General features: G+C 35.4%; 16 protein-coding genes and 1 pseudogene. 13 read left to right on the top strand and 4 right to left on the bottom strand.

From position 1 onward, the window contains the following. The first annotated feature begins 4 nt into the window (after nt 1-4). A complete protein-coding gene (locus IV87_RS05405) occupies nt 5-346 on the top strand; it encodes a putative DNA-binding protein (RefSeq protein WP_057806199.1) in 342 nt (113 codons plus the stop codon). 17 nt (nt 347-363) lie between these two features. Beyond that, the gene (gene ffh / locus IV87_RS05400; protein ID WP_057806198.1) at nt 364-1,797 is read left to right on the top strand and encodes a signal recognition particle protein; all 1,434 of its coding nucleotides are present in this window, start codon (nt 364-366) and stop codon (nt 1,795-1,797) included. 502 nt (nt 1,798-2,299) lie between these two features. Here ffh and IV87_RS05395 read toward each other — a convergent pair. Beyond that, nucleotides 2,300-2,845 (bottom strand): EAL domain-containing protein, encoded by a 546-nt coding sequence (locus tag IV87_RS05395; protein WP_057806196.1) that lies wholly within the window; start codon nt 2,843-2,845, stop codon nt 2,300-2,302. A 313-nt stretch (nt 2,846-3,158) separates the two neighbouring features. Here IV87_RS05395 and IV87_RS05390 point away from each other — a divergent pair, with 313 nt between their 5' ends. The 9 genes from IV87_RS05390 to IV87_RS05350 all read left to right on the top strand — a co-directional run bounded on the left by IV87_RS05390 (nt 3,159) and on the right by IV87_RS05350 (nt 8,535). Continuing rightward, nucleotides 3,159-4,010: a zinc ribbon domain-containing protein gene (locus IV87_RS05390; RefSeq protein ID WP_057806194.1), complete on the top strand. Its 852-nt coding sequence runs from the start codon at nt 3,159-3,161 to the stop codon at nt 4,008-4,010. Nucleotides 4,011-4,160: 150 nt separating this feature from the next. Further along, nucleotides 4,161-4,433, top strand: coding sequence for a 30S ribosomal protein S16 (gene rpsP / locus IV87_RS05385; protein WP_046870580.1), 273 nt, complete (start codon nt 4,161-4,163; stop codon nt 4,431-4,433). A gap of 15 nt (nt 4,434-4,448) precedes the next feature. Further along, complete coding sequence (locus IV87_RS05380; RefSeq protein WP_057806191.1) at nt 4,449-4,706, top strand: KH domain-containing protein; 258 nt, start codon at nt 4,449-4,451, stop codon at nt 4,704-4,706. 51 nt (nt 4,707-4,757) lie between these two features. Continuing rightward, nucleotides 4,758-5,279 (top strand): ribosome maturation factor RimM, encoded by a 522-nt coding sequence (gene rimM / locus IV87_RS05375; protein WP_057806189.1) that lies wholly within the window; start codon nt 4,758-4,760, stop codon nt 5,277-5,279. Beyond that, nucleotides 5,276-6,019 (top strand): tRNA (guanosine(37)-N1)-methyltransferase TrmD, encoded by a 744-nt coding sequence (trmD, locus tag IV87_RS05370; RefSeq protein ID WP_057806184.1) that lies wholly within the window; start codon nt 5,276-5,278, stop codon nt 6,017-6,019. Before rimM ends, trmD begins: the two co-directional genes overlap by 4 nt. Before the next feature lie 128 nt (nt 6,020-6,147). Continuing rightward, nucleotides 6,148-6,507, top strand: a complete 360-nt coding sequence (gene rplS, locus IV87_RS05365) for a 50S ribosomal protein L19 (RefSeq protein ID WP_057806183.1) — start codon at nt 6,148-6,150, stop codon at nt 6,505-6,507. Between the two features lie 204 nt (nt 6,508-6,711). Next, complete coding sequence (locus IV87_RS05360; protein WP_143053141.1) at nt 6,712-7,428, top strand: M57 family metalloprotease; 717 nt, start codon at nt 6,712-6,714, stop codon at nt 7,426-7,428. Nucleotides 7,429-7,454: 26 nt separating this feature from the next. Beyond that, entirely contained in the window at nt 7,455-7,715 is a 261-nt protein-coding gene (locus IV87_RS05355; protein WP_236698974.1) for a hypothetical protein, read from the top strand. A 76-nt stretch (nt 7,716-7,791) separates the two neighbouring features. Next, complete coding sequence (locus IV87_RS05350; RefSeq protein WP_057806182.1) at nt 7,792-8,535, top strand: helix-turn-helix domain-containing protein; 744 nt, start codon at nt 7,792-7,794, stop codon at nt 8,533-8,535. Nucleotides 8,536-8,599: 64 nt separating this feature from the next. Here the strand turns inward: IV87_RS05350 and yjeM are convergent. Next, a pseudogene (yjeM, locus tag IV87_RS05345) lies at nt 8,600-10,078 on the bottom strand (glutamate/gamma-aminobutyrate family transporter YjeM). A gap of 25 nt (nt 10,079-10,103) precedes the next feature. Further along, complete coding sequence (locus tag IV87_RS05340) at nt 10,104-11,534, bottom strand: C69 family dipeptidase (protein ID WP_057806181.1); 1,431 nt, start codon at nt 11,532-11,534, stop codon at nt 10,104-10,106. A gap of 99 nt (nt 11,535-11,633) precedes the next feature. Between IV87_RS05340 and IV87_RS05335 the strand changes: the two genes are divergently transcribed. Beyond that, on the top strand, nt 11,634-11,840 hold the full coding sequence (locus IV87_RS05335) for a 2-hydroxymuconate tautomerase (protein WP_258390188.1): 207 nt from the start codon (nt 11,634-11,636) through the stop codon (nt 11,838-11,840). Nucleotides 11,841-11,912: 72 nt separating this feature from the next. Here IV87_RS05335 and IV87_RS05330 read toward each other — a convergent pair whose 3' ends face one another. Then, entirely contained in the window at nt 11,913-12,725 is an 813-nt protein-coding gene (locus IV87_RS05330) for a Cof-type HAD-IIB family hydrolase (protein WP_057806179.1), read from the bottom strand. Nucleotides 12,726-12,826: 101 nt separating this feature from the next. Between IV87_RS05330 and IV87_RS05325 the strand changes: the two genes are divergently transcribed. After that, nucleotides 12,827-14,185 carry an RsmF rRNA methyltransferase first C-terminal domain-containing protein gene (locus IV87_RS05325; RefSeq protein WP_057806178.1) on the top strand — a complete coding sequence of 453 codons (1,359 nt, stop codon included), beginning with the start codon at nt 12,827-12,829 and terminating at the stop codon, nt 14,183-14,185. The last annotated feature ends 120 nt before the right edge of the window (nt 14,186-14,305 follow it).

Raw genomic sequence — 14,305 nt, 5'->3', positions numbered from 1 at the left:
AAGAATGGAAGTTGAAAAAAATAATCGAATTAATTTTTTGTTTGAATTTTATGGTAGTCTATTGACAAAAAAACAACGTAATTATATGCAGCTTTATTACGCCGATGATTACTCATTGGGTGAAATTGCGGAAAATTACGCTGTAAGTCGTCAGGCAGTGTATGATAATATTAAGAGAACGGTTCAAATTTTAGAGGATTATGAAGAAAAGTTGCATACGTATGGTGACTTTTTAGCACGCAATCATCAAACTGACCGCTTGATGGAATATGTAAAAAATAATTATTCACAAGATCAAACGCTTCTTCAGTTGGTAAGTAATCTTGAATCAATTGAAGAAGAATGAAAGGTAGGGATTAATCCATGGCTTTTGAAAGTTTAACAGATCGACTTCAAAACGCTTTTAATAAATTAAGGAAAAAGGGAAAAATTTCCGAAACTGATTTACGAAGTGCCATGCGTGAAATTCGTTTGGCGTTGTTAGAGGCTGATGTTAATTTTACAGTGGTCAAGAACTTCGTTAAAACAGTTCGTGATAAGGCAATTGGGGCGGATGTATTAAAAGGACTAAATCCAACTCAACAAATTGTTAAAATTGTTAATGATGAATTAGTTAAAATTATGGGTGATCAGGCGGTTGAGTTAAACAAATCGCCAAAAATCCCAACCATTATTATGATGGTTGGATTACAAGGTGCTGGTAAAACGACTACGGCCGGAAAGCTGGCTTTAAAACTTAAGAATGAACAAAAAGCACGACCTTTGATGATTGCTGGAGATGTTTATCGTCCAGCGGCTATTGATCAGTTAGTTCAGGTTGGTCAACAAATTGATGTGCCCGTTTTTGAAATGGGAACGGACGTTGATCCAGTTGAAATTGTTCGTCATGGATTAAAAAAAGCAACTGAAGAGAAAAATGATTACGTCATTATTGATACTGCTGGTCGTTTACAAATTGATCAAAAATTAATGGACGAATTATCCCGTATCAAAGAATTGGCAAATCCAAATGAAATTTTATTGGTTGTCGATGCGATGACAGGTCAAAATGCGGTTAATACGGCTGAAGGATTTAACAATCAGTTAGATGTTACGGGTGTCGTTTTAACTAAACTTGATGGCGATACCCGAGGCGGTGCCGCACTTTCTATTCGTGCTGTGACGGGTAAACCAATTAAGTTTATTGGTCAAGGCGAAAAAATGACTGATTTGGATGTTTTTCATCCTGATCGAATGGCATCACGAATTCTTGGCATGGGTGATATGCTAACCCTGATCGAAAAAACTCAAAAAGAATATGACGAAAAACAAGCGCAAGAAGTTACGCAAAAAATTCGAGAAAATTCTTTTGACTTCAATGATTTTGTCGATCAGATGGATCAAATGCAAAATATGGGTTCGATGGAAGACATCATGAAGATGATTCCAGGAATGGCAAATAATCCTGCTCTAAAGAATGTCAATATTGATCCAAAAGATATGGCTCACATGAAGGCGATTGTTTATTCGATGACACCTGCGGAGCGTGAGGACCCTAATTTGTTGAATCCAAGTCGACGACGACGAATTGCAGGTGGCTCTGGGCGACCCGTAGTTGAAGTTAACCGAATGATCAAGCAATTCGGACAAATGAAGAAAATGATGAACCAAATGTCCAAAGGCAACTTTAATGGCATGGACGGATTGTTGGGTAAAGGCATTGGTGGCCGACTTTCTAAGATGGCAATGAATTCAATGGTCCGAAAATCTAAAAAACGTAAGAAAAAGAGAATGAAGAAAAATAAGCGAAATAAATAATTGTAATTTTTGAAAATTTAATGATCTTTCAAGTATCTAAATAAATGACTAAAGGTTTAAAGTGTTAAAAGATACTGAATAAACAGTGTTAGGAACAACAAATTAGTTTTAGTCGTCAACAAAATATAAAAAAGCTTATAGAAATAATGTCAGTATTTATTTCTATAAGCTTTTTTAGGTAGTTTAGTGAAAGGCTGAAACTACAAAAATATATTTTGTTTCCTGATACAAAAGTGTTTATGATAACAAAATTAGATAAAAATGGCGTCTTTTAGACCAGGTGAGCCGCAGGACGGCAGTTAAGCTACTGTTTTTGAACCAAGTCGTTTAACATCAGTTATTGAAGTAATTTTGAAGCTTTCAGTTTTAAAATCACTTATTTGCGTCCAATTGAATGGGATGCGGTTTTTCATAATAGTAACCTTGGCGAATATCAATGTTGAAAAGGTCAATAAATTGGTCAATTTTTTCGTTTTCAATTCCTTCGAGAATAAATCGAATTTTATGAGCTTTTGCAAAATCTCGCCAGAAAATCACGCGTTTTTGAATTTCGAGTAAATAAACGGAATTCGCCAAAATTTTGTAAGGCAAACTTTATTTCATTTGTGTAAGGAATTAATGCCCTAACGTGGTCTTCTGTGTTACAACCACAATCAACATCATCGATTGAAATGGACATGCCTTCTTTGATGAATTTTTTTAATTGTTTAATGATATCATCTTCAGAAAAGTTAATGGTACTTTCATCCTCTGTCAATTCAATTTGTATTTGAACGGGACGCAATATGGTCTGAATTTTAAGAATAGCTTCCACCGTTTGAGGATTCATTAATTGTGTTCGATTAAGATTAACTGACAAAAAAGGCACTTTACTGTATAACTGTTCAGCAACTTTTACAATTTCATAAGCAACCACGTTAGATGGGACGGTCAAAAAATCATGTACTGGACGCCAATCCGCATCAGTTTTTTTCCGAAGTAAAAGTTCGTAGCCAACTACGGACTTGTTATATTTATTAATAATTTGTTGAATAAAATATTGATACATTACGCGACTCCCATACAAAAATTAATGATTTTTTGGTTAGTGTTTAACGAAAAAAGACCCACTAACTTGACTTTCTCAAGTGCGGGTCGTATCTTTGAATGCACCACTGGCCTTGATTTAGTCAGTTTGCATTGTCAAATTGAGCATGTTTATTTATATTGTTAAAATACCATTTTTTTGTTTGAAATGCAATGATTATCAGATATTTTTTATTCTTTTATTAATTAATTATAAGAAAACACGTGTTTCTTCAAACGAATAAACATGATATCCTATTTATGAAGAATAGGATATCTAAGGGTGAGGAAGTAATATGGAAAACGAAAAGGCTAATTACTGCCCAAATTGTGGCTATATGCTCAGAACTAAAGTTCAATTCTGTCCAAACTGTGGGTATGATTTGCGTCAAATAGGTGGCATAAAAGAAAGCAGACAAAGTCGATACAACCATAGTGAATCAGACCAGATGCAAAAACTGGATAAACGACAAACAGACAAAAATGGAAGTCATCATGGCGGTAAGCTTATTGTGGCGTTTCTGACCGGTTTGTTGTTGATGATAGGAGTAGTTGGCTGGTTTGTTATGACAGAAGGTAACAAGGTAACTGGTGGTGATTCAGAAAAGACTGATGTTTCCAAAAAAATGGCAGTCTCATCTAAGTCGGCTTCCAAAAAGTCAGCTTCAAGTGTAAGTTCAAGTAGTTCAGTTTCTAGCGAAGAGATAGAAAAACTGGATCCCAACAATTTAACGCCAGAAGAAACGGCAGCATCAGTTGTCGAGTTCGGGAGTGAAAATATTACGGACCCCACCAATAAGTGGACCGAAGTGTGGCCTTCTGTTGTGTCCTCAGGAATGATTGTTTATGTAAATAATTTTGATGAAGTTAGTAATGACAGTCTCAGTAGCCCTGGTGAGGACAATGTTTTGTATACAGTTAAAACAAAGTCAAGTGGAAATTCAACAGATAGACTGTTTTACACTTTGAATGATGGGGATGTGAGCTATTACACAGGCACATTTGCAAACCATAAATATCAAATTGATAATTTAGGTGAAGCCATTGCAACCGTCAATTTAAAACAGATTATTAAAAAAATCAATCAAGATTCTGATTTGATAAAAAATGTGCAGACCGTTAACACAGAAATTGAAGATGACCGTTAAATTGGGTTGTGGTGGTAATCCATGAAACGATAGTTTGTGTAAATAAATCACTTTTGGACATTATAAATTTGCCTGTAAAGAAAAAAACCTTTACATCTGATTGAATAACTGGTATATTATTTATCGTGAAATAAAACAGGAGGTGTTGACATGTCTGTAAAAATTCGTTTGAAACGAATGGGTTCAAAGAAGCGTCCTTTCTACCGTGTAGTAGTTGCTGATTCTCGCTCACCACGTGATGGTCGTTTTATTGCCCAAGTTGGTACTTACAATCCATTAGTTAATCCAGCTGTAGTAAAATTAAATGAGGAAGACATCTTAAGTTGGTTAAGCAATGGTGCTCAACCATCAGATACCGTTAAGAACATTCTTTCAAAAGCTGGAATTATGAAAAAGTATCACGAATCAAAGCTTGCTAAGTAATCGGCAATTTTGATTATGAAAGAAGTAGAAAGTTTAATCTTAGCAATTGTTAAACCATTAGTTTCTCATCCAGAACGAATTTCGATTAAACAGTCTGAGTCAGATCGCTTTTATGAATTTCATTTAAGTGTTGATGATGAAGACATCGGTCGTATAATTGGCCGACATGGCCGTGTTGCACAAGCAATTCGCAATGTTGTCTATAGTTTTCGTTTTCATGGAGACAAACGAGTTCGGTTAGTGATTGAAGATGGCAAAGCCAAAAACTCTTAAACGAAATGTTGATTTTGTTTAAGAGTTTTTAGTATATTATGAGGTAAGTTGATGCAATATTATAAAGTAGGTACAATTGTTAATACGCATGGCATTCAAGGAGAAGTGAAAGTAATGCCAATCACCGATTTTCCTGAAGAACGCTTCAAGGTTGGCAACCAATTATTTTTGTTTTCTCCTAAGAATGATAAAACACCAATGCAAAAATTAAAAATAAAAAAATCGCGACAACAAAAACAGGTTTACTTGCTTCAGTTTGTCGATCTTGATTCAATTAATGATGTGGAAAAATATAAACAATTTGATTTGAAGATTTCTGAAACTGATCGCAAATCACTTGATAATGACGAATTTTATTATGATGATATTATTGGTCTTGAGGTATTCGATGAAGAAGGAAACCGTTTGGGAACTGTTTCTGAAATTTTGTCGCCCGGAGCAAATGACGTTTGGGTAGTCAAACGTGTGGGAAAAGATGATTTGCTATTACCCTATATTCGTCAAGTTGTAAAAAAAGTTGACTTGGATAAGCAACGAATTACAGTTGAACTTTTAGAAGGTCTTGATTCATGAAAATTGATATTTTAAGTCTTTTCCCAGATATGTTTAGTGGACCCTTGCACCAATCGATTGTTGGTAAAGCAATTGAGGATCAATTACTGGATATTCAAGTAACAAATTTTCGTGACTTTTCTAGTAATAAACATCATAATGTGGATGATTATCCATATGGGGGAGGAGCCGGGATGCTTCTTCAACCGCAGCCAATTTTTGATGCTATGGCGGCAATACAAAATGACAATGCCAAATTACCCAAAGGGCGTGTCATCATTTTAGATCCGGGTGGCAAGCAATTTGATCAAGAAATGGCTGAAACATTCGCTCATGAGTCGCACTTAACCTTTATTTGTGGTCATTATGAGGGTTATGATGAACGCATTAAAACATTAGCTACTGATGAAGTGTCTTTAGGCGATTATGTGCTTACTGGTGGTGAACTAGCAGCGATGGTGATGATTGATGCAACAGTTCGGCTGCTTCCAGGGGTTTTAGGCAATAAAGAATCTGCACCAGGAGATTCTTTTTCCACTGGATTATTGGAGTATCCGCAATATTCCCGTCCAGCCGTTTTTAGAGGTATGCAGGTACCTGAGGTATTATTGAACGGAAACCACCAATTAATCGATCAGTGGCGTCGAAAACAGGCTTTGAAACGAACTCTGCTAAAACGTCCAGATCTTTTAAACAAAATGACACTTTCGAAAATTGATTTAGAACTTCTTGATGATATAAAAGCAGATTTGAACGATTAGCTAGAAAAAGAGCAGCTTTACAGTAGACAAGTTTTATGATAAACTTTTACTGGTCTGTTAAGACTAAAGAAAACAATATTCCGCTGTTCATCAAGGATAAGAATGTTGATGAAAGGAAGGATTTTCAAATGAATCCATTAATTAACAAAATTACCGAATCACAATTACGTGATGATATTCCTGATTTCCGTGCTGGAGATACTGTTCGTGTTCATGCTCGTGTCGTTGAAGGTACTCGTGAACGTATTCAGTTGTTCGAAGGTGTTGTAATCAAACGTCATGGTGTTGGTATCAGTGCTACCTACACAGTTCGTAAGATTAGTAATGGTGTCGGCGTTGAACGTACTTTCCCATTACATTCACCACGAGTTGCCAAAATTGACGTTATTCGTCATGGACGTGTACGTCGTTCTAAGCTTTATTACTTACGTGCTTTACATGGTAAGGCTGCTCGTATTAAAGAGGACCGTCGTAAAGATAACAACTAAAACTTGTTTAACTTTTTTGAAGTTAAGCGTTCGAGTAAGCAAAATCAATCTGATTTTGCTTACTTTTTTGTTTAAAATTCTAAAAATTGATTAAGCATTTTCCTAATTAATCGCCAAAATTTAAAAATCGTTTTATTTAGTTTATACTGTGATCTACAAGAGCTGTGTATTGGCTTTTTAAAAGCTTAGGAGAAGGGAAAAATAATGTTAAAACCAAGAAGAATATTCTGGTTAATTATCCTAGTTTTAGGAATTCTTTTACTGACCAATAATAATTTTCAACTGATAACCAAAAATGCGATTTCAGAAACAAAACAGCAAATTAATCAAGTTGTTAGAAATTTTAAGATTCCAAGTTTGGCTGATATGTATGAAGAAACTGTGCCATCCACAAAAAGTAGTCAGTCACAAAGCAATGAATTAAAGTGTAATCAGACAAAGGCAACACCACTAGAAAGCAATGTACAAGGTAAGACACTTTCTAATACCTATTATTATCGGTTTGCAAGTGGAATACCTGCCAATGTGAAACACGAGTTTGAATTGGCCATTAAGGCTTATAATCAAACCAAAATTGTTAAATTGGTTGCTGGAAAAGGCACACAAAAACAAAATCAAATTATCTTTTCAATATATAACGCAGCAAAAAAAGTACAAGATGGTGTGATTGAGTTAGGAATTGGTGGACCAGATATTATTCAACAAACTGGTTGGGATGCTTATACTGTCAACCATGCAAAGGCTAGTTTGAATGTTCACTATGTTCAGTCTGTTCGACTTTCAGTTGCTATGCATGAATTAGGGCATGCGTTAGGGTTAGATCATAGTACAGATCGTAATTCAATTATGTATCCGGTTGATCAAGGCAAAACAACATTATCTGTTAATGATCTTGCGGCACTGAAAAAGATATATAAATAAATTAATTAGAATAAGAGGTTTTATAAGTGACTAATTTGTTGTTAATGGCTACGACTACAAACACGAAAATTGCCGTTGCGGCTGGACTAATTATATTTGTGATGTTATTTTTTAAACTTATTGTAGGATTTATAAAGCTTTGTTTTCATCATCCGGTGATTTTTTTTATTTTATTAATCTGTGGTGGTTTAGGGTTTCTGTTTAGTTTTTTATTTGCTGGAATTCTGATTTTAGCTGTTGTTGTGAGTGGTGTTGTGTTGATGATGCTAAACGGATTTGATAACTAAAAAGTGAATTCAACTATGAGTTGATGGTCTAAATTCATTTTGCTTAGTATAATACAAGATGAATGGGGATGAAATTATGCAACTTAACGAAATTCTACGTATTAAAAGACAACAAATGGGAATGACGCAAGAAAATTTAGCTAAAAAATTATTTGTTTCAGCCCAATCAGTTTCAAAATGGGAATTGGGATTAAGTGTTCCAACAATTGATAATTTGGTTACTTTAACCGATTTATATAATCTGTCACTTGATGAACTTATTAAAGGAAGTCCTTTTTTTAAGAAACCGTTTTTGGTTGGTAAAAAAATGTCTTGGAAAAAAATAATCATTTTTATATTAGCTTGGATTTTTATCTCTTTACTATTAACGGGGTTTGGGTATCAGCCTAAATGGCTGCTAGTATTAATTTTATTGATGGGCATTTGGGTTTTCCCTATTTGTTGCGAAAACTACTGGATTATTGATAACGATTTTGTGTGTTATCATCATTATGAGTTTAAAAATATTAAGGATTATTTGAACTTGTGGCGGGGTGGTAAATCTGAAAAAATTTATTATAAGGATATTTGTTCGGTTAAGATTAAGTATTATGTTAAGCCACGGTTTTCTCCATGGGATATTAATCCTGACACTTTGTTTTTATTATTGAAAAGTAAAAAAGAAAACTTTATTTTACCTATTAACTACTCAGTGTCATCATTTCTGCCTCAATTTGTTTCTTTTCTTAAACGAAATAAGGTTGAAGTTCACGATCCTCAAAGAATAGAAAAACTTATTGTACAACATAAGAATCTGTATAATTATTTTCACAGTAACTGAAAATGACTACTAAAAAAGATACCTTAATATTTTCGAAATATCGAGGCATCTTTTTTGCTAGTGTTTAGTTTTTTTCGTGAACCACATAAAATATCCATGCAATTGCACCAAATAATACTGGACCAATAATTGTCCAAAAAGCAGTAATCAAATCATGTTCCAAAATAGGTTCAATTACGGTAAAAATAATTCCAAAAATCAAAACTAGTAAAACTAAAATTGTGGTTGAATACACGCTAAATTTCGTTTTATAAATAACAAATGGTCGATTTAAATCATGCCGACGTTTGAAAAATGGAAAAGCGCCAATTAAAAATAAGTAGGGAAATGTGGTTGAAATATTAGCCATGTCGGTCAAAATTGTATAAAAGCTTTGCGCATCAGATCCACCAAATGAAATGAAAAAGACAAAAATTGCGACAATGGCAGCTTGACACCACATAGCAAACGCAGGAACACCGGCTTTATTAAGTTTTGTAATTTTTGCGGGCCATAACTTCTTGGGTGATCCCAGAATAAACGACTTCAGTGGGGAATAGATTAACACGAAAAAAGAACCTAAGTAGGCCATAAACATTCCCAAACCTGCAAAACGAGCAAACCAGTGTCCTAAAGTTATTGCAGTGGTTGAGTTTAATCACAGTGAATTACCAAAAACAAAGCCAAGATTGTTCATCATCACGTAGGTAATATTACCTAAATCTACGTTATGCCCTGATAAAGTTTGATGCCAGTTGGTTGAGATACCCCAAAGAAAAATTGATAAAGCGTACATGATTCCAATCATAATAGTTGAAATAATGATGCCACGAGGAAAAGTCTTTTCAGGTTTCTTTAAACTATCGGTGACACCACCCATAGATTCCATTCCACCATAGGCAAACACCGCATAAACGATGAATGAGAGCATAGCAACAGGAGACATAAAACTTGGATTAGGTGAATTAACAATACTGCTAAATCCGTTGAAAGGTTCAGCAAGCTGACCATGGTTTAAAAATAAAATACTTAAACTAACTACAAATAAAACCACGTTGAGTAAACTAACAAAAATTCCCCCAATGGAAGAAACTTTGGCGATTGAGGTTATGCCACGAGTGGCGCAGTAGGTAACCACAAGGATCCATAAAACGCCCATTAAGCCGACTGTTTGGGTGGCGTTTAGTCCAAATAAATGCCAGTTTTGTGTGGCATCATGACCCGCAAAAATAGTTGAAAAGGGAATCCAAACTTTGGATGAAGTTGATACCATCCAAATAATCCAGGATGATAACCAAATAAAAGTACCAATAAAGGCTAATTTTTCGCCAATTGACTGTTCTAGCCAGGAGTAGATGCCACCCTTAGCGTCCTTAAATGTTGAGCCATATTCGGAAAACATTAAACCACTTGGTAAAAAGAATAAAAATGCAGCGATAACATACCAAATAATGCTTGCATAACCCATTTGATCAAAAGCGACCGTGGTGTTTGCAAACCCAAAAATAGATGTGAAGATCATCAGTATTAACCCCGTAACTGAGATCTTTTTTGTTTTTCCCATTGTATTTACTTCCTCATATAGTTAATTATAAATTCATGTCCTGTTTGAAATTTAGTGGGGACATGTCAGTCATTTTAGTAATTAATTCGGCAATTAGTTTTTGCATTGCCTGCAGTCCCAAAGCTGCATTTTGATTACTTTGACTAGTTAAATAGTTCTCCAAAGCTTTATCACCCAAAGTTAAAGCCATTTTGTCACTAATGTGCAAATTTTGAATAAGTTGTTGATTAGTTTTATCTTGTACATCTTCCAGTAAAGGACCGAATTCCAAATAGTGAGCATCAACTAATGTACTAGCCTGCTTGTAAATCCAATATGCAGAGTCCGCCTGATAGGTTTCAGTACCTTTCTTATAAGTTGCAGGCGTGTCCTTTATACCGGCGTAAAACGGAATATACAGGCTTTGAGCAGCAACGCCCATTGCTAACCAATGAATACCTGCAAGTGGAGCAGGTAAATTGGGTCGAATTTGTAAAATATGCGATTCTTGAGTTTTCGCTAAACTAATTGGTCGGTATAAAGTTTGTTCGCGTTTTGAACCAATCCCAATCGGATCAAACGGCGTCCCTTCAAAATGAGAGCTTAAGATTTGTTCTACATCATCAACTTGAATGAGTTTTTCTGCTTTTCTAATAAAAGGGAGTGTCTGACTTTGTGGCTGTTGGTCAATGCTTGGATTAAGTATTTTTTGTCCATACCAAACACGTGGCGTATTGTAAAATTCGTCCGATAGATCATTGGTTCCAAAAATTTCACGAAAGTTAAAACCCGTGTGTTGAGAATTTAAATGATTTTGAGTTACAAAATCTTGTAAACCGGCCACGCTAAGAAAATTATCGTGATCTTCAAAATCAATTTCCTGGATGGATAGTTGGTTGGCTACAACTGCATAAGCATCATCTGGAATGCGTTGGGCTACCCATTGATGGCCGGCAGCAGTTTCCATATACCAAACTTCGGTTGCATCAGAAAATAATATGCCGTTACTTTCAGAAGTTCCGTATTTTTCAATAATTGCCCCTAGATAGGTAACACCTTGGCGAGCCGATTTAATGTAGGGCAGTGTAACAGTTACCATCGCTTCTTCACCAATGCCGTCTTTTACTAAAGGATCGGCACCTAGAGCGCGGTTGTTGGTGTACGCACTTTCAGTGGCACTCATGGCGACACCATATTCGTTGATACCATCCTCTTCAAAGAGACCGAATTTGTCTGTCCACTCAGGTGTAGCCGTATATTTAGCAGCCACTTTGGGTAAATTCAATGTAAAACCATTATCCGTAGATTTGAATATTTGGGATTCTGAAAATTCTCGGTGTGGATGCACAACAAAATGTTTTGGCCATGCAGCGCGTGAATCTTCGTTGCGACCAATTAAAGTTGAACCATCAGCAGTAGCCAAACGACCGGCCAGAAAACTCGTGCAAGCTGAATAATTATTAGTTTGATTTGTCATTAAAAGCTTCTCCTTTAAAAATGAATATATATACAATTTATATTTTAGCATAAGTTGGATTTGAATTTTTTGGTAATCCTTGCGATAATAGGAGGAAATATTGAGGAGGAATTTAATATGCCATTGGTTCATATTGACCTTATTGAAGGTCGTTCAACCGAACAATTACGTGAGTTAGTTAAGGATGTTACAGCTGCAATTTCTAAAAATACTGGTGCACCCGCAGAACATATTCATATTGTGTTAAATGAAATGCGACCAGATCGTTACAGTGATGGCGGTGTTTTGCGAAGTGACCAAAAGTAGGTTGAGAAAGTAAAAAAGAAATCCATTCATAAAAGTTCAATGATCCTCAGACTTTTGAATGGATTTCTTTTTTTAGTTAGCCAATTTTAAATAGGTTTCGAGATATTTCGCTAAACCATCGTGATCGTTATCAAATTCAGTGACATCGTTTGCGATACTTTTGATAATTGGTGTCGCATTTTGCATTGCGACACCACGACCGGCATAGTCAAGCATTTCTGCATCATTATGTTCGTCTCCAAAAGCCACAATGTTTTGTCGATCAATATGGTACTGCTTAGCAATATAAGCGACGGCCTTTGCTTTTTGGATGCCTTTTGAAACAACTTCCAAAACGCTATTTGGGCCACCCCAAACACCAACATCAACTTGCTGACCATAATGATGTAAAACGGTATTACGCACGATTTGTTCTTGATGGGGTGCGACAAAAAGAATCATAGAAGTAGGATTATGAACAAGTGAAGTTTTAGAAAGTAACTGATCGTCGCTTAAAGTTGTTGGAAAAAAGTTTAAATCTGATGGCGGCAAGTGGTTAGCAAGATATGTATGCTTACCTTCAGCTGCAATCATTTTAAGCTGTAATTTTTGTCGATTTTCTAACATATCAAGGACAATTGCTTTACTAATCGTTCGTTTGTATTCACCTTGCCAATGTTGATGCGGAATGTGAGTGAGGGCACCATTAAAATTGACCATTGGGGTTTTTAATTGTAACTGATCATAAATTGCTTCTGAAATTCGATAGGGTCGTCCAGTGACAATACTAACAAGATGGCCAGCCTCAGTTGCCTTTTGGATGACTTCAATAGTTTTTGATGAAATCTGATTTTGACTATTTAATGTGGTTCCATCAAGATCAATGGTAATTAATTTTTGTGGCATGTCATTCACTCCAATAAGCTTTATAATAAAAGTAATGTGTCTTCATTTAAATTAACATAATTTCAAGACAGATGCTATCAAATTTAGAAATGAGTGAAAATATGCAGTTACCAGAGGCATTTATTCAAAAATATTCAAAGCTGTTGGGAGAAGAAGCACCGGCTTTTTTCCATGCTTTCGATGAGCAACCAACTAAGGGCTTTCGACTAAACCCATTAAAAACACACGTTGAGCCATTAAATCATGCGATTGACGATCCGGTTTCTTACTGTCAATTTGGGTATTATGGTTCAGTTAGCGGCAAAACAATTGACCATCAAAGTGGTTTAATTTATAGCCAGGAACCTAGCGCCATGTATGTTGGAGAAGTGGCACATCCTAAACCAGGAGACCGTGTTTTAGATCTTTGTGCAGCACCAGGTGGGAAAACAACACATTTGGCTAGTTATATGAACCAACAAGGTCTGTTAGTTTCAAACGAGATCAATCGAAAACGTGCAGAAATTCTGGCTGAAAATGTAGAACGGTTTGGACTTCAAAACACAATTGTTACAAATGAGTCACCAGATACACTTGAAAAACATTTTGTTAATTTTTTTGATGTAGTTGTGGTGGATGCACCTTGCTCTGGTGAAGGGATGTTTCGTAAGGATCATGAAGCGATGCAGTACTGGACACCTGAATATCCATTGTCTTGTGCTAATCGACAAAAAAAGATTTTACAAAGTGCGTTGCAAATGCTGAAACCGGGTGGACGTTTAATTTATTCCACGTGTACTTTTGCGCCTGAAGAGGATGAACAAAATATTGCGTGGTTATTAAAAAATTATGCCGATTTAAAAATTGTACCAATTAAAAAATATCCTGGGATGAGTGATGGCCGGCCAGAATGGGCCGATAATAATTCAGAACTTGCCAAAACCTTACGAATTTTTCCTCATAAAATGCGAGGAGAGGGTCATTTTATTGCTCAGTTAGAAAAGCAGATCAATGATTCAAACCGCAAAGAACCTAAGCTGCAAAAAACAAATGTAACAAAACAACAAAAACAAGATTGGCACAAAGTGGCAGATAAATTACTGACAAACTCAATTGAGGATTCACGACTCTTGGTTTTTGGCGATTATTTATATGCGATGCCAGCTAATCTACCAGATTTAACCAAATTACAGGTTATTCGTCCTGGAATCAATTTAGGCGTGTTCAAGAAAAATCGTTTTGAACCAGCTTTACCATTGGCATTGGCATTTAAACCGGTTAATTTTCAAAAACCAGTGCAAATTTCAGAAGAACAGTGGCAAAAGTATGTTCATGGTGATACTTTTACAATCACAAAAGATGTAGAAAATGGTTGGCATGTTTTGACTAACCATGAATTAACGATTGGGTTTGGAAAAGTTGTTAATGGGGTTGTTAAGAACTTTTATCCTAAAAAACTAAGGTTTGAAATCAAAAATTAAATCAAAAATTAAATTTTTTTAGGTTCAAAAATAGACTAGCGAATTCACACATTCGCTAGCCTCTTTTATGACACTTTTAATTAAATTCAAAAGATTGAAAGTACAAAAATGTATCTAATT

The sequence above is a fragment of the Pediococcus ethanolidurans genome, from assembly GCF_001437405.1.
Taxonomy (GTDB): Bacteria; Bacillota; Bacilli; order Lactobacillales; family Lactobacillaceae; genus Pediococcus; species Pediococcus ethanolidurans.
This window is presented reverse-complemented; position numbering and strand designations above follow the sequence as displayed.

Bases quoted from the DNA above. Each gene is read 5' to 3' on its own strand.
- IV87_RS05380 (WP_057806191.1), top strand. From the start codon at position 4,449: ATGAAAGAAGTAGAAAGTTTAATCTTAGCAATTGTTAAACCATTAGTT.
- IV87_RS05390 (WP_057806194.1), top strand. From the start codon at position 3,159: ATGGAAAACGAAAAGGCTAATTACTGCCCAAATTGTGGCTATATGCTC.
- trmD (WP_057806184.1), top strand. From the start codon at position 5,276: ATGAAAATTGATATTTTAAGTCTTTTCCCAGATATGTTTAGTGGACCC.
- IV87_RS05395 (WP_057806196.1), bottom strand. From the start codon at position 2,845: ATGTATCAATATTTTATTCAACAAATTATTAATAAATATAACAAGTCC.
- IV87_RS05405 (WP_057806199.1), top strand. From the start codon at position 5: ATGGAAGTTGAAAAAAATAATCGAATTAATTTTTTGTTTGAATTTTAT.
- ffh (WP_057806198.1), top strand. From the start codon at position 364: ATGGCTTTTGAAAGTTTAACAGATCGACTTCAAAACGCTTTTAATAAA.
- IV87_RS05330 (WP_057806179.1), bottom strand. From the start codon at position 12,725: ATGCCACAAAAATTAATTACCATTGATCTTGATGGAACCACATTAAAT.
- IV87_RS05340 (WP_057806181.1), bottom strand. From the start codon at position 11,534: ATGACAAATCAAACTAATAATTATTCAGCTTGCACGAGTTTTCTGGCC.
- IV87_RS05360 (WP_143053141.1), top strand. From the start codon at position 6,712: ATGTTAAAACCAAGAAGAATATTCTGGTTAATTATCCTAGTTTTAGGA.
- rplS (WP_057806183.1), top strand. From the start codon at position 6,148: ATGAATCCATTAATTAACAAAATTACCGAATCACAATTACGTGATGAT.
- IV87_RS05325 (WP_057806178.1), top strand. From the start codon at position 12,827: ATGCAGTTACCAGAGGCATTTATTCAAAAATATTCAAAGCTGTTGGGA.
- IV87_RS05350 (WP_057806182.1), top strand. From the start codon at position 7,792: ATGCAACTTAACGAAATTCTACGTATTAAAAGACAACAAATGGGAATG.
- rpsP (WP_046870580.1), top strand. From the start codon at position 4,161: ATGTCTGTAAAAATTCGTTTGAAACGAATGGGTTCAAAGAAGCGTCCT.
- rimM (WP_057806189.1), top strand. From the start codon at position 4,758: ATGCAATATTATAAAGTAGGTACAATTGTTAATACGCATGGCATTCAA.